Here is a 20273-nt window from a genome sequence, read left to right as displayed (position 1 = left end):
CATCCGAAAATCCGAGATTTTGCGGGGTGTTTTCCGACGGCCCGTGAAAATCACTTTCGGCGAATTCGGCAACCGCTACATGGAGCACGCGAAAGTCAACAAACGTTCCTGGTTGCGGGATGAACAGATGCTTGGGCATTTGAAAGACTTCTTTGGCAGCGAAAGGCAGTTTTCCGAAATCACTTCGGCGGACATCGAAGGCTATAAGATGCACAGACGGGCTTCGGTTTCCGGTTCGACGGTGAATCGGGAAATGGCCTTGCTCAAGCGCATGTTTAATTTAGCAATCGAATGGGACCTCTACCTGGGTTTGAATCCATTCCGTAAGGTTAAGTTCTTTCGGGAATCTAACTTTGGGCTACGAGTTTTGAGTCCAGAAGAAGAAGAAAAGCTTCTCCAAAATGCAGCGCCGTATCTTCAGGATTTAATTCGATTTGCTCTGAATACAGGTCTGCGGATCGGAGAAATCTTTTCGCTGCGCTGGTCAAACGTGGATTTGGACAAAAATATTCTGAATGTTTTCGCGCCCAAAACGCAAAAAATTCGCACTGTTCCGATTAACGCGGACGCGCGAAAAGTTTTGGAGTATTGGGCGCTCGGCAAACGGAACGAATTTGTTTTCTACAATCCCGATACCGGCAAGCCGTTTGTTGATTTGAAGGCAGGATTCAAGCTCGCTTGCAAGAAAGCGGGAGTCGAGGGAGTGACGTGGCACACTCTGCGTCACACGTTTGCTTCCCGGCTGGTAGAGCGAGGCGTGGACATCGTTACAGTGAAAGAGTTGCTGGGGCATTCGAGTATCACGGTGACGATGCGTTACACGCACACAAATCTCGACGCGAAACATGCGGCAGTCGGGAAACTACTACATAAGTTGTGTGACAAAAGTGTGACAGTTTGCACTAAAACTGGGCAGTCGAAGTCTGGACTGTCACAAACCGGGGTCCTAAGCTACAATGCAGCAAGAAGTTAATTTCGGAGAGGTGGCCGAGAGGCTGAAGGCGGCGGTTTGCTAAACCGTTGTAGGGCCAAAAGACCTACCGGGGGTTCGAATCCCCCCCTCTCCGCCAGATTCGAAATTCCCAAGAAAAACGCATGGTGTTGCCACTTTTCGCTGATGATGTTGCCATTTTTCAATTTTCCCTGCGGAGAGATTTCAAAACGCTCAGTGCTATATGCGCGTGGGAAGAGACAGAGACACGGTAGCACCAGCAATCTACGAACGGCTCCGCACCACTGGCTACCATTGAAAGCGTGCCAACGACCGTTACAAGAACGGCCAGCGCCTTCGCGGAAGTCTACGCCTACACTGACTCTAATGAAAAATTTGTGGAAGGCTTCGTGGCAGCCTGCGACAAAGTGATGAACCTTGATCCTTTCGATCTTGACCGAACCGCCGCAAGAAGAGGCCTGCCGCACGGATACTCCCTCCACTACAGACGGTAAGACATTCCGGGTAGAGATCTCCCTATTGACAGAGTACCGACCAGTCGGTATGTTTCTATTGGTCTTGATGTCATATACTTGCAATTAAGGATCCCGGGCTTTGCGATCCTCATGGATCGGCAAAGTGCTCGAACAAAGAGGAAGGAACGCAATGAGGATTCTCGCTGCTCGACTCTCGATGATTTTGATCGCGCTGGCCGTGGTCGCCATGCCTGCGGCGTCTAAAGAACGGGTTCCGTTTCTCGTTTCTTCGTCGTGGCTCGCCCAGCATTTGCACGACGCCAATCTTGTCCTCCTTCACGTCGGCAGTGCGGACAGCTTTCGCAAAGGACACATTCCCGGGGCCCAGCTCACGTCCCTCGAGGACATCTCTGTTTCGGACCGCTTGAAGTTCGAACTGCCGCCCGTTGAAGCGCTCACATCCGCCTTCGAGGCTCGCGGCATTTCTGCCGATTCGAGGATCGTTGTCTACTTCGTAGATAGGGATAGTGGAGTGGGCTCCATTGTGGGGGCCACGCGTGTGATCTGGACGCTAGCCTACTACGGCCTTGGCGATCGCGTATCTCTCCTCGATGGCGGCTTGCCGGCGTGGCAGAAAGCTGGCAATGCGGTCACTTCTGAGACGAAAACCCCCGCGCCCGGCAAACTCGTTCCTCATTTGCATCCTGAATATTTTGCCGACGCTGCATGGATTTCCTCCCACCTTCATCGGCCGGGTCTGTCCCTCATCGATGCGCGTCTGGCGCAGTCCTATTTGAAAGACGGCCGCATCCCCGGTGCCAAAAATATTCCTATTGAGGAGCTGACCAACGAGAACGGGGAACTAAAGGATGCGTCTGCACTCACTAGTATTCTCAGCGGCGCTGGTGTCCGGCCGGGAAATCAGATTGCCGGGTACTGCTATCTCGGCGTACGCGCCACATTGATTTGGTTTGTGGCCAGAATGCTCGGCTATCAGGCACGCCTCTACGACGGTTCCTGGGAAGAGTGGAGCGACCGCAAAGATTTGCCCGTGGAAAAATAATCTTCAGACCTGTCTTCGTTCAGTACGCACGATTACAGAAGAAATGGCCCGGGGCACCACAGACCCCGGGCCATGATTCACTTTCCGAATTTCAGGCGGCCATCTGCTTGGAAATCGGGACCACTTTGATTTCCACCTTTCGCGGCAGAGCCGCGACGGCGACGGGCGCCGTGATTTCCAGCATGCCATTCTGATATTCGGCAGTGAGTTTGTCAGTGAGGACACCTTCGGGAAGAGTGAACGTACGCTCGAATGCGCCGTACATAATCTCTTCGTCCATCAGATCAACTTCTTTGGCCGCGCGAGTGATCTTTCTCTCGCCCTTGATCGTCAGCAGGTTTTCCTTGGCTTGAATTTCGACATCTTTCGGCTCGATGCCGGGCAGGGACACGCGGCAGATGAATTTCTTGCCGTCCTTATCGACATACGACTCCACCGCTGGCAGAAAGTCGAATTCCTTATTGGGAACAAATTGCTCCGAAAGCATTGGCTTTCCGAGCAGGATGCGGTTGAAGATCTGATCAAAATCGCGGCGGAAGTCGAAAAGATCCTGGAAAAAATTATCCCGGACTACCAGATTCGTCACAGCAGCTCTCCTTTCTCTAGCAATTTCGTTACGGATATAAAGTTGCTTTGTGTGCCTTCCAAAAGTTCATGCTCCGAGCCGGCGCGTGTGCGGGAAGTGGTCCCGGCTGTCGAGGGCCGGGGCGTCGAACTGCACGGCGCTTCAGGCAGGCTTGGCGCATCGCCGCCGGCCCGGAGAGAAGTACCGCAGGTTCCGCAATGGTCATACCGAAGCGGCCGCTTTATGCGGTCATCGCTTGGTGTAGCCCGCAGGCTGGGCCCGGACTTTCCGCCCCCCGCGCCTTTGTGGCTCTCTCCCATTTGCGGCCCCCCATACTTCTGCGCCATTCTGAGGCCCGCCGGGGGAAGCAGACAGTGATTTCCAATACGGTTCAAAGTGACAACGATCACCCGCCGTCGGCGGGATTTGGTGCCCTCGCGCGAATCTGAATCTGCCCGTAAAATCCTGCATCGAATTGATTTCGCGATACGTCTGAAATACTGTCGCCACAAAGAGCGCGTGGCCAGATGCTCCTTCTGTTCGGCCGCTCTCCCCGGAGAACATTTCTCGATCACGTAGACCTTTGCCGTCGCTCTCAAGTATGCTATCCGGCTGAGAAGACCTCGGGAGTGAAAGATGTGGATTGTTCGGATCGCCCTGCAGCGGCCTTATACGTTCGTTGTCATGGCTCTGCTGATTCTTATTCTTGGCCCGCTCTCGATCAGCCGGACGCCGAAAGACGTTTTTCCCAATATCGCCATCCCGGTCATCAGTGTCGTCTGGGATTATCAGGGTTTTACGCCGCAGGAACTCGACAACCGGATCACTCTTCCGTCCGAACGCTTGCTCTCCACGCTCGTTAACGATATCGAACACATCGAATCGCAGTCGATCAACGGAAAATCCGTAATCAAACTGTTTTTCCATCCGAGTGTGAACATTTCCACGGCAGTAGCTCAGGCCACTGCCTGTTCTCAGACCGTTCTTCGCCTGCTTCCCGCCGGCGCCACTCCTCCCATCGTCATCATTTACAACGCTTCCACCGTTCCCATTCTCCAGTTGGCTCTTTCCGGCAACGGCATGTCCGAACAGCAGGTCACCGACATTGCCATGAACACGATGCGCAATCAGCTCGCGACGGTTCAGGGTGTGTCCATTCCATGGCCCGATGGAGGCCGCGTCCGCCAGGTTCAAGTCGATCTGGATCCCGCGGAATTGCAGTCCAAAGGGCTGTCGCCGGTGGATGTTGTGAATGCCGTCGGTAATCAAAACCTGATTCTTCCTTCAGGCACGGTCAAGATCGGTCCCTTCGAGTACGATGTTGACCTGAACGGCAGTCCCACCGTCGTCGATCAGTTGAATAATTTTCCGGTCAAGACCGTCGGCAACACCGTCATCTATCTCCGCGACGTCGCCCATGTCCGCGACGGATACCCTCCGCAGACAGAAATCGCACGTGTCAACGGCCGGCGCGCTTCCATCCTGACGATCGAAAAGTCGGGAAGCGCTTCGACGCTCGACGTGATCTCTGGAGTTAAGAACGCCCTTCCGCACATCAAGACCATCATGCCCAGCACGCTCGAGGTCCGCCCTCAAGCGGATCAATCCATATTCGTCCGCGCGGCGATTAATGAAGTGGTACGCGAATCGATCATTGCAGCCTGCCTGACGGCTCTCATGATCCTTTTGTTTCTGGGGAGCTGGCGCAGCACGCTGATCATCGCCGTTTCCATCCCTCTTTCGATTCTCACGTCGCTTATCGTCCTTGGCGCGCTCGGGGAGACCATCAACATCATGACCCTCGGCGGTTTAGCTCTCGCCGTTGGCATATTGGTCGACGACGCCACAGTCGCGATCGAAAACATCAATTATCATCTCGAGCAGGGTAAGCAATTGGAGCCTGCGATTCTCGAGGGCGCTCAGCAAATTGCTGTCCCTGCTTTTGTATCCACGCTTGCGATCTGCATCGTTTTCGTTCCCATGTTTTTCCTGACCGGCGTCGCGCGCTATTTGTTCGTGCCGCTTGGCGAAGCGGTCGTTTTTGCCATGCTGGCCTCCTATCTCCTCTCGCGAACGCTCGTTCCCACCATGGCCAAGTATTTGCTTAAGTTCCATCGCTCCGATGAACATAGCGGTCATTACGCAAGCATCAATCCTTTTATTCTGTTGCAGCGCGGTTTTGAGGAAATGTATCAGCATGCCAGAGTGCTCTATCGCGAGCTGCTCGAAGCCTGTGTTGCACGTCGCCGCATCTTCGCGCCCGTTTTTCTTGCGGTCTGCCTCGTCTCCATGGCGTTAATTCCATTCATCGGCGAGGATTTTTTCCCGAGCGTGGATAGCGGTCAGTTCCGCGTCCATCTTCGTGCGCCGACAGGTACGCGCATCGAAGACACTGCCGCTCTATGCGCCCGGGTCGAGGGCACGATTCGTCAGGCCATTGCGCCCGGAGAATTCGATTCCATCATCGACATCATTGGCACGCCTTATAGCAGCATCAACTTGACCTATAGCACTTCGTCTCCGATTGGCCCCGGTGACGGCGACATTCTGGTGTCGCTCAAACCGAAGCATCATCCAACCGCAAAGTACGTTCACGATTTGCGCATCGAGCTGAACCGCGAATATCCCGGCGTCACCTTCGCTTTTTTGCCCGCCGACATTGTCAGCCAGATCCTGAACTTCGGCCTTCCATCTCCCATTGATGTTCAGATCGTGGGCCAGAACCGCGATGCCAATCGTGCTTTCGCCGACCACCTTCTGGAAAAGCTCCGGCAAATTCCCGGACTCGTAGATCTTCGCGTTCAACAGCCTTTCGATTATCCGGATATAAAAGTGAGAGTGGACCGCACGGAGGCGAATCTGTTGGGCCTCTCGCAGCGTGATGTAGCAAGCGACGTGCTTGTTTCGCTGAGCGGAAGCTTCCAGACCACGCCCACGTTCTATCTCGACCCGCAAAATGGCGTCAGCTATCCCATCGCCACGCAGATGCCTCAGTACCGCATCGAATCACTTCAAGATCTCCTGAACATCCCGTTGACCCCTGCAAACGGCGCTCCGCCGCAGATCCTCGGCAACATCGCATCCGTCACGCGCGGCGCGGAAATGGCCGACGTCTCCGATTACAACATTCAGCCCGTCATCGACATTTATGGCACGGCCGAAGGTCGCGACTTAGGCGAGTTGTCTCGAGATATCGACAAGACCCTGGATGCCAGCCGCTCCTCCTTGCCGCACGGCTCTCAACTCATGATTCGCGGCCAGATCGAGACCATGCGTTCCTCTTTCGTCGGATTGCTCGGCGGCCTCGTATTTGCCATTCTGCTGGTTTATTTGCTCATCGTGGTGAACTTCCAATCTTGGCTCGACCCGTTCATCATCATCACCGCGCTGCCGGCGGCATTGGCGGGAATTGTCTGGATCTTATTTGTCACGCGCACGACTCTCAGCGTTCCGGCGCTCACCGGCGCGATTATGTGCATGGGCGTTGCCACGGCCAATAGCATTCTCGTCGTCAGCTTCGCCAAGGAAAAGTTGCACGAAGGCCTGAGTCCCGCCGAGGCTGCCGTCGAAGCGGGCTTCACGCGCTTCCGTCCCGTCCTGATGACCGCTCTTGCTATGATTATCGGCATGGTGCCGATGGCTTTGGCTTTGGGTGAAGGCGGCGAGCAGAACGCTCCTTTGGGCCGCGCCGTGATTGGCGGCCTTCTGTTCGCAACCGTCGCCACGCTGTTTTTTGTACCTGTTTGTTTCAGCATTTTCCATCGGCAGCGGCCGATAGAGACTCCGAGAGAATCGGCGTCAACCTGAGCGATCACTGCGTTTCTCGCAGGGAGAGGTCTATGGGAGTTGGTATTCAACCGGATTCGCCAGCGAGGGAGCAATTCTCCTCTCCTTCGCCGGATTCTCGTTTTCCGAACCCGCAGCGGCAAAATAAGCATGGCTGGCTGTGGCTCACGGTGTTCCTGGTGGTGGCAGCTTTGGTCGTAGTCTGGGGACTTTATTCGCGCTCGAAAGCGAACGCCGCGCTCAAGCAGGATACTGCTTTCCTCGCCGTGCCCACGGTTGCGGTGATCCATCCCGGCAAGGCCGCGCCTCAGCAGGAGATTGTCCTGCCCGCCGATATTCAGCCTTTTTCCGACGCGCCCATCTACGCACGCACCAATGGTTACCTCAAGCACTGGTATTTCGATATCGGCGCGCACGTGAAAAAGGGCCAGCTCCTCGCCGAAATTGACACTCCCGAAGTCGATCAGCAGCTCGCGCAGGCCAGAGCGGATCTTTCCACTGCGCAGGCCAACTATCGCATCGCCCAAATTACTGCGAATCGCTATCAGGCCTTGTTGAATACGAATTCCGTCGCCAAACAGGATGTCGATACTGCCGTCGCCGCTCGCCAGGCCACGCAAACGCAGGTCCAGTCCGCATCCGACAATGTCAAGCGCCTGGAAGAATTGCAGTCCTTCGAAAAAGTCTATGCGCCCTTTGATGGCGTCATCACCGCTCGCAATATCGATGTCGGGAATTTGATCAATGCGGGCAGCGGCACATCGTCCGGCCAGCAGATGTTTCACATTTCCGCCACCAACATCCTTCGTGTCTATGTAAGTGTTCCTCAGATTTATTCCGCCGCCACGAAACCGGGCATGAAGGCTTTTCTCACTCTTCCCGAATTCCCCGGCCGCAAGTTTTATGGAACGCTCGTCCGCACCTCGGAGGCAATCGCCCAGGCTTCTCGCACGCTCCTCATCGAAGTGGACGTCAACAACTCCTCCGGCCAGCTTCTCCCCGGCGCCTATGCGGAAATTCATATCGCTCTTCCCGGAAAAGCTTCCACATACCTTCTGCCGATTACCGCGCTCATCTTCCGCTCCGCGGGCCTTCAAGTAGCCACCGTTGATGACGGCAAGCACGCGAAACTCGTCCCCATCAGTCTCGGTCGCGACTTTGGCACCCACGTGGAAGTCGTTTCCGGCATCACGGATAGCGATCTCATCATTGATAATCCGCCGGATTCGCTCGTCGATGGCGAAGCCGTGCGCATCGATACGCGAGTCTCCAACGAGGATCAGTAGTGAGCGGCTATTTTCATAAGCAGTTCAGTCTGGCGCTTCCCGCGAGGACGCCATTCCGCGAATTGCTGCGCCTTTCGCTCGCAGGCGCGATTTTCGCAGTCCTGCTTTTTGTCGCCGGCTGCACGATCGGCCCCAAATACGCCAAGCCCGCAGCTCCCGCTCCAGCGCCAGACGCCTACAAAGAAGCCGGAGATTTTCAGCCTGCGCAGCCCAGTGATGCTGCTCCTCGCGGCAATTGGTGGGAAGTTTTCCAGGATCCCAAATTAAACGACCTTGAAAAACAAATCGACATCTCCAACCAGAATCTCAAAATCGCCGAGGCTCAATACCAGCAGGCGCGCGCCGCCGTTCGCTACTTTCGCGGCTCCTACTATCCCGTTGTTGGCGTCAATCCGGCCGCTTCGCGCGTAGGTCAGTCCCAAAACAAGGCTCTGTATGGTCCGGGATCAGCGACCGACTACAGTGACCTTCTTCTGCCCGTCGATATCTCCTACGAGCCGGACGTTTGGGGTCAAGTTCGCCGCACCGTCGAGTCCGCCCGCGCAGAGGCCCAGGCCACCGCCGCGGACCTTGCCACGGTCAATCTCAGCCTTCATGCCGAACTGGCGATGGATTATTTCGAATTGCGCGGCCTCGACACGGAAGAGCAGCTTCTCAATAGCACCGTCGAAGCGTTCGAAAATTCAGTGAAGTTAACCCAGGATCGCTTCAAAGGCGGCCTCGCGTCAGAAGTAGACGTCGCTCAGGCGCAAACGCAGCTTGAAACCACTCGCGCTCAGTCCATCGACATCGCTGTCCAGCGCACCGCATTCGAGCATGCGATTGGTGTGTTGATTGGCCAGCCCGCATCCGGCTTTGCGCTTTCTTTCTCGCCTCTGCTCGCTCCGCCGCCGCCCGTACCGCCGGGCCTTCCTTCGCAGTTGCTCGAGCGCCGCCCGGACATCGCTGCCGCTGAGCGCCGGGTCGACGCAGCCAACGCCCAAATCGGCGTCGCGAAGACGGCATACTATCCTTCCATCACGCTCGCCGCCTCGGGCGGCTTCGAAAGCAGCACGCTCACGAATTTGCTCTCTGGCCCCAGCGGCTTGTGGGCCTTTGGCGCCTCAGCTCTCGAAACGATTTTCGAAGGTGGCCGCCGCCACGCCATCACTGCGCAGGCTCAGGCGGCCTTTGATCAATCCGTCGCGTCCTATCGCCAGACAGTTCTTACCGCTTTTCAGGAAGTCGAAGACAATTTGGCCGCGCAGCGCATTTTGCAGCAGGAAACCGTTACGGAAGACGCTGCCGTCGCTGCCGCGCAGCGCTCCCTCGCCCTCTCCAATAATCGCTACACAGGCGGTGTAACTTCCTATCTCGAAGTCATCACTGCGCAGAGCGCCGCGCTGGCCAATGAGCGTGCCGCCGCGGACATTCTGACTCGCCGCGCCGTCGCCAGCGTCTTGCTCATCAAGGCCCTCGGCGGCGGTTGGGATGTCTCCAGTCTGCCTGCGGATTGAACCAGAGGTGAAGCCGCGCTAATCAATTTCGCGGATGCGCTCATCGCCGCTTCTTTTCGTGCTGATCCAACAACTGTCGCAGTTCATCGAGCTCTTTGCGGGAAGTTTTCCGTCTAAAGAGCGCATGCATCATCAATTTCGGATGAACGTTCTCGCGATTCGCCAGCCTCACCCGGCTTCATCGCCTCCCGCACGTTCGCTCGAATCCGTAGCAGCGCTGCAGAGTGAATCTGCGAAACGCGCGACTCGCTGACGCCTAGCATCTCGCCCACGTCTTTCATATTCATTTCTTCCGCGTAGTAAAGCGCCAGCACCCGCCGCTCGTTCTCGTCCAATTTTGTGATGGCTCTGAACATCAGCGTTTTCATCTCTGAGCGTAGGTGCAGAACGAACGGATCGTTTTCCCCGCCGTCCGGGCGGTATTGCGCAGCGTCATACGCGCGGCTTTCCGGTTCATCGTCAAAATCGTCGAGGCTCCCGAGCCGCAACCCCCGAATTTCGCCGAGCAGGCGCTGTAGCTCCGCGGTTTCCATCCGCAATTCATCCGAAATCTCAGTCACAGACGGCGCTCGATGCAGCTCGCCTCTCAATTTCACGATGGCTTCTTCGATCCGTCGTCCTTGCCGCCGCAGGCGCCGCGAGCCCCAGTCCAGCGCGCGAATGCTGTCGAGAATCGCGCCGCGGATGCGGAACTTCGCGAAAGATTGGAGTTGCACATTCCTTTTCGGATCAAAACGCTCCAGCGCCTCGATCAATCCAATAACTCCCGCATGGATTAAATCCTCGAGCGGCACGTACGCTGGCAAGCCGGCATGAATTCGCTGCGCGATGTACTGCACCTGCGGAAGATGCTCGAGCAGCAAATGCTCGCGCGCGCCGGAGTCCATTTGCCACGCAGCCGGAGCCGCGCAATCCGCATTCGCCACGCGGTCGCTTGGTCTGCCCGCGTGTGCCGGCCGGTAAAAAGATGCTGCCTCTCGTCCGCGCTCAGCGACGGTGCTGCGCCCTTGCGCTTTTTCCGCGCTCGCTTTCTCCGCTTCGAGACTCTTGTTCAAACAGCTCGCGACGGGCTGTTCGTCTTCCGCGACAAGGATGCGCACGCTCGGCAAAGGGAATGGAAGATCTTTCTGGAAGGGAATTCCAGTATGACGATGCGCGCTTTCGCAGTCAAGCCGCACCTCTGCCGGAAAGTTTAGACTTAGCGCACATGAGATCGGCCTCTTGTCTCAGCCAAAAGCAGGAATCAATGCGGGAACAGAGTCCCATTTCGGAAGAGCTATGCCGCGCCCCGCGGCGTGTTCGCAACCCAGACTGTTCCTTTGATTGCAGCGCCAGCATCAAATCCTCTATACTTCAAGGGTAAACGGAAGCCTCTCGGGGGCCTTGCGAAAGAACACCAGATCGGCTGAAGAAAGCGCATCTCCCGCTCACGCACGGGGAAAATGACAGACATCAGCGAGCGACTCAAAAAGAAAATTCAAGCGGAAATCGCCGGACTCGAGCATGAACTCCACAGCGAGCTTCCCAAGGAGTTGATGAAGGCTCGCGCTCACGGCGATCTTTCCGAAAACGCCGAATACAAATACGCCAAGGAACGCCAGTCCTTCGTTTCCGCCCGGCTCGGCCAGTTGCATCACCGTATGGCTGAAATCTCCCTGGTGAACCTGAATAACCTCCCCAAAGACCGTGCTGCCTATGGGTCAACAGTCACCCTCTTGGATATTGGCAAATCGCAGAAGACCGAGTATAAGCTCGTAACTGCCGAGGAGGCCGACGTGTCCAAGGGCTTGATTTCCACTTCTTCTCCCATTGGCCGCGCGCTTCTGGGCAAAAAAGTCGGCGACGAAGTGAAAGTCCAGACGCCCGCCGGTCTCAAGGAATTTGAAGTTACCGAGCTTTCGACGATCTATGACGAGGTTTAAGGAGTAGAGCGCCGCCACATGCGGATCGAAAATTTTGCCCGGCCGTTTCGCCGGATCTTGGATCGCGCCGTTGCACTCTTGGCGAAGGCGCGCATCCCCGCAAGTCTCCTGACTCTCACCGGATTCGCTTTCTGTCTCGCTGCCGCGGTGTTTTTTGGCCTGGGCCGCTTCACCGCCGCGGGAATCGCCATGATTCCGGCAGCCGTTTGCGATTTGCTTGCCCGCCCGCTGGCGCGCCGTCAGCCGCAAATTAGTTTGTTCACGGCATTTCTGAAGTCCGTTCTGCATCGCTATGCCGATCTCGCCGTGTTCCTCGGCTTGCTGGTTTACTATTCGACGGTCAATCGTTTCTGGCTGGCGCTTTTGACCGGCATCGCCCTCGCCGGCGCTGTGATGGTCAGCTATTCGCAGGCCCGCGCGGAATCTTTGATTGATCGCTGCCGCGTCGGATTTTGGGATCGTCCCGAGCGCCTCGGCCTTCTGATTTTGGGCGCCGTTTTCGGCCGCGTTCCGATCGCCCTGCTGATTCTCGCCATCGGCCCCAACGTGACTGTCGTTCATCGTATCTGGCACACCTGGAAAGAAACCGAAGGCCGCCGCGCTGCTGCCGAAGGGAATGTTTCCGCCGCTCAAACTTCCGACTCCAAGTCGTCCCAATCTGCCCAGCCCGCGGCGCAGCACGAAATGACCGAGCTGATCGCGCGCACCGCAAGGCGAGGCGCGTGAACGTGCGCGGGCCTCTGGCTCTCGTCGGCATTCTCGTCGTCCTCGCTGGCCTGCATCTTTTGTGGCAATCGCGTCATCAGATTTTTTTCTGGCTCGAAACGTATCTCCGAATTTTTCGCTCTTCGCTTCGTGCTCCGCGCGAAAAAATTGAGCGGCCCAAGGCCGTTCGCTTCGCCGCCGAGCGCGAGCATGTTCTGCGTCTTCTCCTCGGGCTTAGCCTCGTCCTGATCGTTGGGCCCGTTCTCATTTTCCTAGGCCTGACGTTCTGACGTGAATTCTCAACCCTTTTCCCTCATCGTTCACGGCGGCGCTTGGAACATTCCAGACGCGGCCGTTGCCGATTGCCGCGCTGGAATTCGCCGCGCGCTGGAAATCGGCCGCGACATTCTCGCCCGTGGCGGCTCGGCAATGGACGCCGTCGAAGCTGCCATCGTCGTTCTCGAAGACGACATCACCTTTGACGCAGGCATCGGTTCGCATCTCAATCGCGATGGCCATGTGCAGCTCGACGCCATCGTCATGGATGGCGCAACGCTCGATGCCGGAGCCGTCGCCGCCGTCGAACGCATCCGCAATCCCATTCGCCTCGCGCGCAAAATCATGGAGTCGAGCGACCATGTGCTTCTCGCCGGCGCTGGCGCGGAATTGTTCGCTCGCGAAAATGGATTTCCGCTCTGCGATCCCGCCGAGTTGATCATCGACCGCGAACGCGCCGCATGGCAGCGGTGCAAAAGCGAAGGCCATTCGTCGGAATTTCACTTCGGCGATAAACACGGAACGGTCGGCGCCGTCGCTCGCGATGCGCGTGGCAAAATCGCCGCGGGTACTTCCACCGGCGGCACGTGCTGCAAATTTCCCGGACGCGTCGGCGACGCGCCGTTGGTGGGCTGCGGATGTTACGCCGATGCGGAGGCCGGCGGAGTTTCCTGCACCGGCCACGGCGAAGCCATCATGAAAATCGTCATGGCCAAGACCGCTGCGGATCTGCTTCACTCCGGCAAGCCGCCGCAGGACACCGCGCAGGAGTGCATTCGCCTGCTGGATCGCCGCGCGCATGGCACCGGCGGCTTGATTCTTCTCGACCGCGACGGCAATCCCGGCGCGGCGTTCAGCACATCGCACATGGCTTACGGTTATCTCGAGCGCGACGGCTCATTCTTCATCGCGCCATAATTTCGCTGCTCGAATTTGCTCGCAGGAATTGTTTCGGGCAAAAAATTTTTCGCGCGAAAAAAACGCCGGGCCGAAGGAGAGTGACGGCCCGGCGGAATTGCATCTGCACCCAAATTCCAAATCTACAGCCGCGGCAACTTCCGCAATTTTAATTCGCGGAATTTCGCGCGAAGACCCAGCGTCGCCGCGCCGCGAATCCCAGCGCCAGCAAGCCAGTCACAAACAGTGCCAGCGTCCCCGGCTCTGGCGTCGCAGACGTCGCCGAAAGTCCTGCCAGCGTCACGTTGCTTCCGCACGGCCCAAGCGGCGCCGACGGGTTCGCTCCGCACGGCGAAAGCAGAACCAAAAACTGGTCTCCCGAATTCAAACTAAACGTCGAGGAGTACTGTTGCGGATTGCCAGGGAGAGTTCCAGGGTTTCCCACCCACGCCTTTGTGTTCGTCAGGCCGTCCAGCGTGAACGTGCCGCTCAAGAAAGGATTTGCCGCATATCCCAGCGCCGCGTAAGCTTCACCCGGCTGCCAGCTTCCGAAGTCTAGCGTGATGGAAGTCGCGCCGAGCTTGAGAAGATTGCTGAGGTCGAGGCCGATCAGAAAATCCGCGCTTGTAGAATCCATGCCGATTTCATGATCCGTTTCTCCCGCCAGCCCCAATCCCACTTCCGACCCGCCGTCGCTCTTCTGGTAGAGATCCGAGGCCGCGCAGCCGGAAAGCGTCCCGCTCGTCGTCGCGTCCGTCGCCGAGCACTCGTAACCATACGCCGTAATCGTCGCGCTACCGGAAGTGTAGCTGGCGCTCGTGCCCAGCGGACCATCCGGTCCGCCAAATCCCATCGAGATATTCACATTTCCCGCAAATGCCGGCGCTGCCGCGAAAGCCGCCAATCCCAGCGTCAAAACCGCATTCCTGAGTCGCATCTGGCCCCCTGATCGAATATCGCTGATCTGTGTAGCATTTTGGCTGCCAGCCTTGGGACTTTCCATTTCGCTAAGTCTCTCATGATAAAGAACTAAACTGAAGCAAGCCTAGTTCCATTTTGGAATGCGCAAACTTTTTACCCCTAGTTCCAATCGCCTGCGCTTTTGGTGGTTCCCGGGAGGGTGCGAATCAGCCCTCAGCCCGCAAGACGGAATGCAAAAGCTGTCAACTAGAGATTTTACGATCCTTTGTTTTGTGTACGTTACGAGAAATTGACTCGATTTTGGCGTCCCGATCAAGATCTCGCGGATTTCGGGTATTTCCTCCGTGTGAGGGTCGCTCCCGGCCCGCCCCCCGCCGCCGCGGGCAAGCGGCAGGCAGGCAACCAGCTTTCGGCGGCGGGTTTTTCTAGGGCGCTGATCTTTATTACTAGTTGATTGACTATTGAATAATTGTAGCGTAGGCTCGCCGTACTTTTTCCGGAGGTGTTTCCGTGGAAAAGGTCCGACCACACCCTGATTCAGAGAGCAGGCATTGTAACTACGAGATTGCTCCGCCCGCAGAGCATCAAACGCTCTCTTTTTTCACTCGCGCTCCTGCCGCATCCAAATTTAAAAGCACCGCGGAATTGGTTGAGCATCTTGCCGAGCCCGGTGTGGTCGATAAGCGCGCCATTTGGATCGTCCACGGCATGGGCCAGCAGGTTCCATTTGAAACGCTCGACTCTCTTACAGAAGGCATCCTCTCAGTCACCGACGCCGCCGAAAATCCCGCCAACGTGAAGCCGCCGCGCGTCGGGACTACCAAATTCACAGACACCACTGATCCCACCAAGATTCAGGTAGTCCAGCGAGTCGAAGTCGATCTTCCGCGCAGATTGGGAACTCCCACGACAAGAGAACTGCATCTTTATGAAGCGTATTGGGCTCCGCTCACCGAGGGGGTTCCCAAACTCGCCGACGTCATATCGTTCTTTTTTAACGGCGGCCTGCGCGGCATCCTGAACTGTCGCAAACCTTTCCGCCGCGCCATGTTTCCTGACGATACTTCCCCCATCCTGGATCCCGACGTTAAGGAAGGGAAGTGCGCGCAAGGTTTCTGGAATTTCAAGATTCCCAAACGAGCCGCCTTTGAGATTGTTCTTACTTTACTGCTCCTTGTGGCGCTCGGCGCAATCAATGCCGTAATTCTGGCGGCCTCGGCGGCCCACTTGAAGTTTTCGTTCTTCGGGCCGTGGCCCATCTCTCAGTATTGGAATCAAGTCACGGCCATCGCCACAGCGGTTTTCGCTCTCGTCTTCACCTTCGGCGCGATGCTGTTCCTCGCGGAGATGAGCGCGGTCGGAAAGCTGCCGCGGGTGGCGAAGCGCATTATCTGGCTGTTTTCCTGGACTGGGCTAATAATTACATCCCTTTCGATTCTGACTGGCGCCGCGTGCATGTCGCTGGTCACTCGTTCTGCATTGATCGCCAAAGGTTTGCAAGGCATACACTACCGCGCCACGCAGTTCGTTTCCACATCCGCGATTCTCGCGGCCTTGTTTCTTTGCCTTTTCGCGATGTGGCGGCGGGCAGTCTCGAAGTCGAAGGGAGTTGCTTATCGCGAGAAAGGGCATCCGCTCCCAATTTTCGTTGCCGTTTCCATCGTTCAGCTCGGGCTTTTGATTCTCTTGGGCCTCTTGATCTTCGTGAAATCTCACTGGTACTTCGATCCGAGCAAGCTGGCGTCCTGTTTGCAGAAGGTGATTGACCTCATAGCGAATCCATTCTGGGTGTGGCCGGTTCTGCTGCTTGTCAGCAAGCTGGTTCGTGACATCATGGTCGAGTATCCCGGCGACGTCGCCGTGTACGTCACGCCGAACACACTCGATCGCTTCGACGAGGTGCGCAAGAAGATCAAGCAACTCGCCCTCGATACCCTCGCGCCTTTATACTCTGCGCGCGCTGGGAATTCACAATTTCCGCTCTATTCCAAAGTCGGCGTCGTCGGTCATTCTCTCGGTTCGGTCATCGCTTACGACACGCTGAATAAGCTCCTCACACTCGACGAACTCATCGACAACGAGCTTGATGTTGCGGGCCGTACGCGGATTCTTGCGACGTTCGGCTCGCCGCTGGACAAAACGGCCTTCTTTTTCAATATCCAGGGCAAAGATACCTTTCACATACGCGAGCAGCTCGCCGCGTCCGTGCAGCCCCTTATCCAGGACTACGCGAGATTCCGCCAGTTCCCCTGGGTCAATGTTTACTCCCCCAGCGACATTATCTGCGGCGAGTTGAAGTTCTACGACATCATCAATCCGGGTCCGTACATTCCTCCGGGCGTCGACAATGTAAAGGATCCCGACGCCGTGGTTCCTCTCATCGCCCACGTCGAATACTGGAAGAACCCCACCCTGTGGGATCGCCTCTTCCGCGAAATCACTACCTGAATTGAACGAAGCCGGCATCTTCTCTCGAAGCAGCGCGGCGGTTGCTGGTGCGATTCTCATGTGCTAGCATCCGGGGATTCCGCAGGGGGCGAACGGCTTGCCGATGCGCCTCAGAAATGTTTGTGAACGCTGCTTTACTTTCGGCCCACAGGCCGCCGCTAAAATACTGCAAACATCCGAAAAGTTTCATCGCATAAGCGCCGCATCATTTTCTTCATCGATTTCTGGCGGTCGCGCGAATTGTTCGCGCCATGCGCGAGCTGCCGACGATCTTCGGCCGTTCGAGGCCAACGAGGTGAAACATGAAAACGTATAACACGGAGCAAATTCGAAACGTGGGCATTGTAGGCCACGGCGACACGGGGAAGACGCAGCTCGTGTCGTCGATGCTGTTCACTGCGGGAATGACGCAGCGGCTGGGCAAAGTCACCGAAGGGTCCACGGTCACGGACTGGGACGAAGAAGAAATCGCCCGCAAAATATCGATTCAGACGGGAATCGCCTACGCCGAGTGGCAGGGAACAAAAATCAATTTTCTGGACACGCCGGGATATTCCACATTCGTGAACGACACGAAAGCCGCGCTGATCGCCGCGGACGCGGCGCTGATTCTGGTGGATGCTTCGGCCGGCTGCCAGGTGGTGACGGAAAAAGTGTGGGACTACGCGACGGAGTACGAGCTGCCGCGCGCGTTTGTCGTCAACTGGATGGATCGCGAGCTGGCCAGTTTCGAGCGCGCGCTGGAGTCGATTCAGCAGGTTTTTGGGCGCGGCGCAGTGCCGGTGCAGTTGCCGATCGGCGCGGAGAAAAATTTCAAGGGCATGATTGACCTCATCGCGATGAAGGCGCTCATGTACGCGCCGGACGGCGACGGCAAAGCGAAAGTCGAGGAAATTCCCGCGGACATGGCCGAAGCCGCGAAGGCCGCGCACGAAGCGCTCGTCGAAATGGTCGCGGAGGGCGACGACGAGCTGATGCAGGAATTTTTCGACAAAGGCACGCTGCCGGTCGAAGATTTGAAAAAAGGCCTGCACAAAGCGGTCCTCGAGCGGCGGATTTTCCCCGTGCTGGTGAGCGCGGCACTGCGAAATATCGGGAGCGACGCGATCCTGGATTTCATCGTCGAGGAATTTCCGTCGCCCGTGGCGCGCGGGAAGGCCATCGGTTTCAAGGGCGCGGAGCGCAAAGGCGAGAGCGTCGAGCGCACCGTCGCCGACAAAGAGCCGCTTTCGGTTTTCGTCTTCAAGACGATTGCCGACGCGTTCGCCGGGCGCATCAGCTATTTCAAAGTGATGAGCGGCGTGCTGCACAACGACGCCAACGTCGCGAACTTCGACCGCAATTCGACCGAGCGATTTCAGCATCTCGAAGTGCGCCAGGGAAAAACAGCCACAGCCATTGCCGAGCTGCACGCCGGCGACCTCGGAACGATCGCGAAGCTGAAAGATACGACGACCGGCGACACGCTCGGCGACAAGGCCGCGACAATTTTTTATCCCATGGCGCGCATTCCCGAGCCGTCCATCACGTTTGCCATCGAGCCGAAGACGCGCGCGGACGAAGATCGCATCGGCGTGGCGATTCACCGCATCCTCGAAGAGGATCCCGCGCTGCGCTTCAGCCGCGATCCGCAGACGAAGGAATTTTTGCTCGCCGGCGCGGGGCAGCAGCATATCGAAGTCGTGGTCGCCAAGCTCCGCAAACGCTATCACGTCGAGCTGACGCTCAAGCCGCCGAAGGTGCCCTATCGCGAAACGATTCGCGGCAAGGCCGATGCGGAAGGCAAGCACAAAAAGCAGACCGGCGGCCACGGTCAATTCGGATTGTGCCGCATCAAGATGGAGCCGCTGCCGCGCGGCGCGGGTTTCGAATTCGTCGACGATATTTTCGGCGGCGCGATTCCCAAGAACTGGATTCCTTCGGTCGAGAAGGGAATTCACGACGCGGCCGAGCGCGGCTATCTCGCCGGATTTCCCGTGGTGGATTTTCGCGCCAGCCTCTACGACGGCAAGTATCACGACGTGGATTCGTCGGACATTGCGTTCAAGATCGCCGGCGCGCTGGCATTCAAGGAAGCGATGAAGCAGGCGCGGCCGGCGCTGCTCGAGCCCATCATGAAAGTGGAAGTCTACGCGCCGGATCAGTATTCCGGCGACATCATGGGGAATATCAGTTCAAGGCGCGGGCGCATCAGCGGGAGCGAGGCGCGCGGGCACAATGTCGTGGTGCGCGCGCAAGTGCCGCTGGCGGAAATGCTCAGCTACGCGAACGATTTGACGTCCATGACCCAGGGGCGCGCGGGCTATTCCATGGAATTTTCGCACTACGATTTCGTGCCCGCGGAAATCGCGGAGAAAATCATCGCCGCGCATAAGCCGCACGCCGCGGAAGATGAGGAGGCTGCCTCCGCCGCCAACGGCCACTGATATTTTCTTGTCATTCCGAACCGGCCGTATTTTGGCCGTGTGAGCCTGCCTGCCACAGGCAGGGAATCTGCTGTTGCTGTTTTTTTCGTAGCGGCGGGGCTTGTCCTGCTCGCGCAACTCGCTCTGTTGGAGTGCGGCTTGTCCTGAGCGTAGCCGAAGGGCGGTCCGCTTCGCGGATTCCGGCTTGCCCGCCGTGGCAGGCGCAACCGGAACCTGCCTGCCGCAGGCAGGCTCGACGCCGCTTTGCCTCGGCTGTGGAATATCCCCGAGATGTTGCCTCGCTCGACTCAATCTCTTTCGGGCTCAGGGCGATCTCCGTCTGCTCGCCTTCCTCGGCCACGGCCACTACCGACTTTCGTAGGGGCGCTGCTTGCTGCGCCCGCTGCATTTCGTAGGGGCAGGGCTTGCCCCGCCTGCGCGACTCTCCCGAGTCGCGTTTTGACTCCTATAACTGCCCTGCTACTCTAACCACTTAATATATAATCGCGGCATCCCCACCTATTCGGCTTCTTCCCGTCCTTCCATCCGTCTCGCACACTACAACTACTCCGATGCCGCTTATTACTTCTTCACCCTCTGCGTCGCAGGCCATAAATCGATTCTCGGACGCGTCGTTGATTGCAAAATGGAATGCAATCGTGCCGGCGATGCTGTGTGGTCTGTATGGTGTGAGCTTCCGACGCGCTTTCCAATTGTCGAACTGGATGCATTCGTAGTCATGCCGAATCACGTACACGGAATCATATTTCTGTCCCGGCCCCAGACGTCAACGGGCCTGAGGCCCGCGGGCAGGGCGAGCCCTGCCCCTACGAGGACCATCGCGAACACGGATCGTAGGGGCGACCCTTGGGTCGCCCGCGCCTGCCCGCCAGGGCGGGCGACTCCCCAGAGTCGCGACGTCCCTAAACCCGTATCTCTCGGTCAGGTCATCGGTGCCTTCAAATCCCTCTCCACCGCTGCAGTCAATCGCGCTCTCCACCGCACCGGCTCCCTCTGGCAACGCAACTACTATGAACACATCATCCGCTCTGGCGATGAACTCGACGCGATCCGCCTCTACATCGCGCACAATCCC

The 20273-nt window shown here is 57.5% G+C and carries 15 protein-coding genes and 1 tRNA gene; 13 read left to right on the top strand and 3 right to left on the bottom strand.

What is annotated here, in order from left to right; genetic code table 11:
- From VGR81_12265 to VGR81_12255, 3 genes are all read left to right on the top strand, one after another.
- Positions 1-973 (top strand): tyrosine-type recombinase/integrase (locus VGR81_12265; GenBank protein ID HEV2289717.1); only part of this gene is annotated, 973 nt, incomplete at its 5' end.
- 4 nt (positions 974-977) lie between these two features.
- A tRNA-Ser gene (locus tag VGR81_12260) sits at positions 978-1070 on the top strand.
- Between the two features lie 527 nt (positions 1071-1597).
- Complete coding sequence (locus tag VGR81_12255; protein ID HEV2289716.1) at positions 1598-2470, top strand: rhodanese-like domain-containing protein; 873 nt, start codon at positions 1598-1600, stop codon at positions 2468-2470.
- Between the two features lie 91 nt (positions 2471-2561).
- Here VGR81_12255 and VGR81_12250 read toward each other — a convergent pair whose 3' ends face one another.
- Positions 2562-3056: an Hsp20/alpha crystallin family protein gene (locus VGR81_12250; protein ID HEV2289715.1), complete on the bottom strand. Its 495-nt coding sequence runs from the start codon at positions 3054-3056 to the stop codon at positions 2562-2564.
- A 615-nt stretch (positions 3057-3671) separates the two neighbouring features.
- Between VGR81_12250 and VGR81_12245 the strand changes: the two genes are divergently transcribed.
- From VGR81_12245 to VGR81_12235, 3 genes are read left to right on the top strand one after another with little or no spacing between them, the layout of a single operon-like run.
- On the top strand, positions 3672-6842 hold the full coding sequence (locus VGR81_12245) for an efflux RND transporter permease subunit (GenBank protein ID HEV2289714.1): 3171 nt from the start codon (positions 3672-3674) through the stop codon (positions 6840-6842).
- Positions 6843-6874: 32 nt separating this feature from the next.
- Complete coding sequence (locus VGR81_12240) at positions 6875-8107, top strand: efflux RND transporter periplasmic adaptor subunit (GenBank protein HEV2289713.1); 1233 nt, start codon at positions 6875-6877, stop codon at positions 8105-8107.
- Positions 8107-9603, top strand: coding sequence for an efflux transporter outer membrane subunit (locus tag VGR81_12235; protein ID HEV2289712.1), 1497 nt, complete (start codon positions 8107-8109; stop codon positions 9601-9603). Before VGR81_12240 ends, VGR81_12235 begins: the two co-directional genes overlap by 1 nt.
- 113 nt (positions 9604-9716) lie before the next feature.
- Here VGR81_12235 and VGR81_12230 read toward each other — a convergent pair whose 3' ends face one another.
- On the bottom strand, positions 9717-10703 hold the full coding sequence (locus VGR81_12230) for a FliA/WhiG family RNA polymerase sigma factor (GenBank protein HEV2289711.1): 987 nt from the start codon (positions 10701-10703) through the stop codon (positions 9717-9719).
- Positions 10704-11045: 342 nt separating this feature from the next.
- Between VGR81_12230 and greA the strand changes: the two genes are divergently transcribed.
- Genes greA through VGR81_12210 form a run of 4 tightly spaced genes read left to right on the top strand, consistent with a single transcriptional unit; the run spans position 11046 to position 13424 of the window.
- Positions 11046-11525: a transcription elongation factor GreA gene (greA, locus tag VGR81_12225; protein HEV2289710.1), complete on the top strand. Its 480-nt coding sequence runs from the start codon at positions 11046-11048 to the stop codon at positions 11523-11525.
- Positions 11526-11543: 18 nt separating this feature from the next.
- Positions 11544-12251 (top strand): CDP-alcohol phosphatidyltransferase family protein, encoded by a 708-nt coding sequence (locus tag VGR81_12220; GenBank protein ID HEV2289709.1) that lies wholly within the window; start codon positions 11544-11546, stop codon positions 12249-12251.
- Positions 12248-12520 carry a hypothetical protein gene (locus VGR81_12215; protein ID HEV2289708.1) on the top strand — a complete coding sequence of 91 codons (273 nt, stop codon included), beginning with the start codon at positions 12248-12250 and terminating at the stop codon, positions 12518-12520. The genes VGR81_12220 and VGR81_12215 overlap by 4 nt, the downstream gene beginning before the upstream one ends.
- A 1-nt stretch (position 12521) precedes the next feature.
- The gene (locus tag VGR81_12210; protein HEV2289707.1) at positions 12522-13424 is read left to right on the top strand and encodes an isoaspartyl peptidase/L-asparaginase; all 903 of its coding nucleotides are present in this window, start codon (positions 12522-12524) and stop codon (positions 13422-13424) included.
- A 148-nt stretch (positions 13425-13572) separates the two neighbouring features.
- Here VGR81_12210 and VGR81_12205 read toward each other — a convergent pair whose 3' ends face one another.
- Complete coding sequence (locus VGR81_12205) at positions 13573-14340, bottom strand: PEP-CTERM sorting domain-containing protein (protein HEV2289706.1); 768 nt, start codon at positions 14338-14340, stop codon at positions 13573-13575.
- Positions 14341-14969: 629 nt separating this feature from the next.
- On the opposite strand from VGR81_12205, the gene VGR81_12200 reads away from it, so the two are divergent.
- From VGR81_12200 to VGR81_12190, 3 genes are all read left to right on the top strand, one after another.
- Positions 14970-16772: a hypothetical protein gene (locus tag VGR81_12200; GenBank protein HEV2289705.1), complete on the top strand. Its 1803-nt coding sequence runs from the start codon at positions 14970-14972 to the stop codon at positions 16770-16772.
- A 302-nt stretch (positions 16773-17074) separates the two neighbouring features.
- Positions 17075-19198 carry an elongation factor G gene (gene fusA, locus VGR81_12195; GenBank protein HEV2289704.1) on the top strand — a complete coding sequence of 708 codons (2124 nt, stop codon included), beginning with the start codon at positions 17075-17077 and terminating at the stop codon, positions 19196-19198.
- 625 nt (positions 19199-19823) lie between these two features.
- A partial coding sequence (locus VGR81_12190) for a transposase (GenBank protein ID HEV2289703.1) occupies positions 19824-20273 on the top strand: 450 nt, incomplete at its 3' end.

It is taken from the genome of Candidatus Acidiferrales bacterium, from assembly GCA_035934015.1.
Lineage (GTDB): Bacteria > Acidobacteriota > Terriglobia > Acidiferrales > UBA7541 > DAHUXN01.
Note: the sequence above shows the minus strand (reverse complement) of the source record. Positions and strands in the feature narration are given on the sequence as shown.

Coding starts and splice junctions, on each gene's coding strand:
- VGR81_12245 (HEV2289714.1), top strand. CDS start 3,672: ATGTGGATTGTTCGGATCGCCCTGCAGCGGCCTTATACGTTCGTTGTC.
- VGR81_12205 (HEV2289706.1), bottom strand. CDS start 14,340: ATGCGACTCAGGAATGCGGTTTTGACGCTGGGATTGGCGGCTTTCGCG.
- VGR81_12255 (HEV2289716.1), top strand. CDS start 1,598: ATGAGGATTCTCGCTGCTCGACTCTCGATGATTTTGATCGCGCTGGCC.
- greA (HEV2289710.1), top strand. CDS start 11,046: ATGACAGACATCAGCGAGCGACTCAAAAAGAAAATTCAAGCGGAAATC.
- VGR81_12220 (HEV2289709.1), top strand. CDS start 11,544: ATGCGGATCGAAAATTTTGCCCGGCCGTTTCGCCGGATCTTGGATCGC.
- VGR81_12240 (HEV2289713.1), top strand. CDS start 6,875: ATGGGAGTTGGTATTCAACCGGATTCGCCAGCGAGGGAGCAATTCTCC.
- fusA (HEV2289704.1), top strand. CDS start 17,075: ATGAAAACGTATAACACGGAGCAAATTCGAAACGTGGGCATTGTAGGC.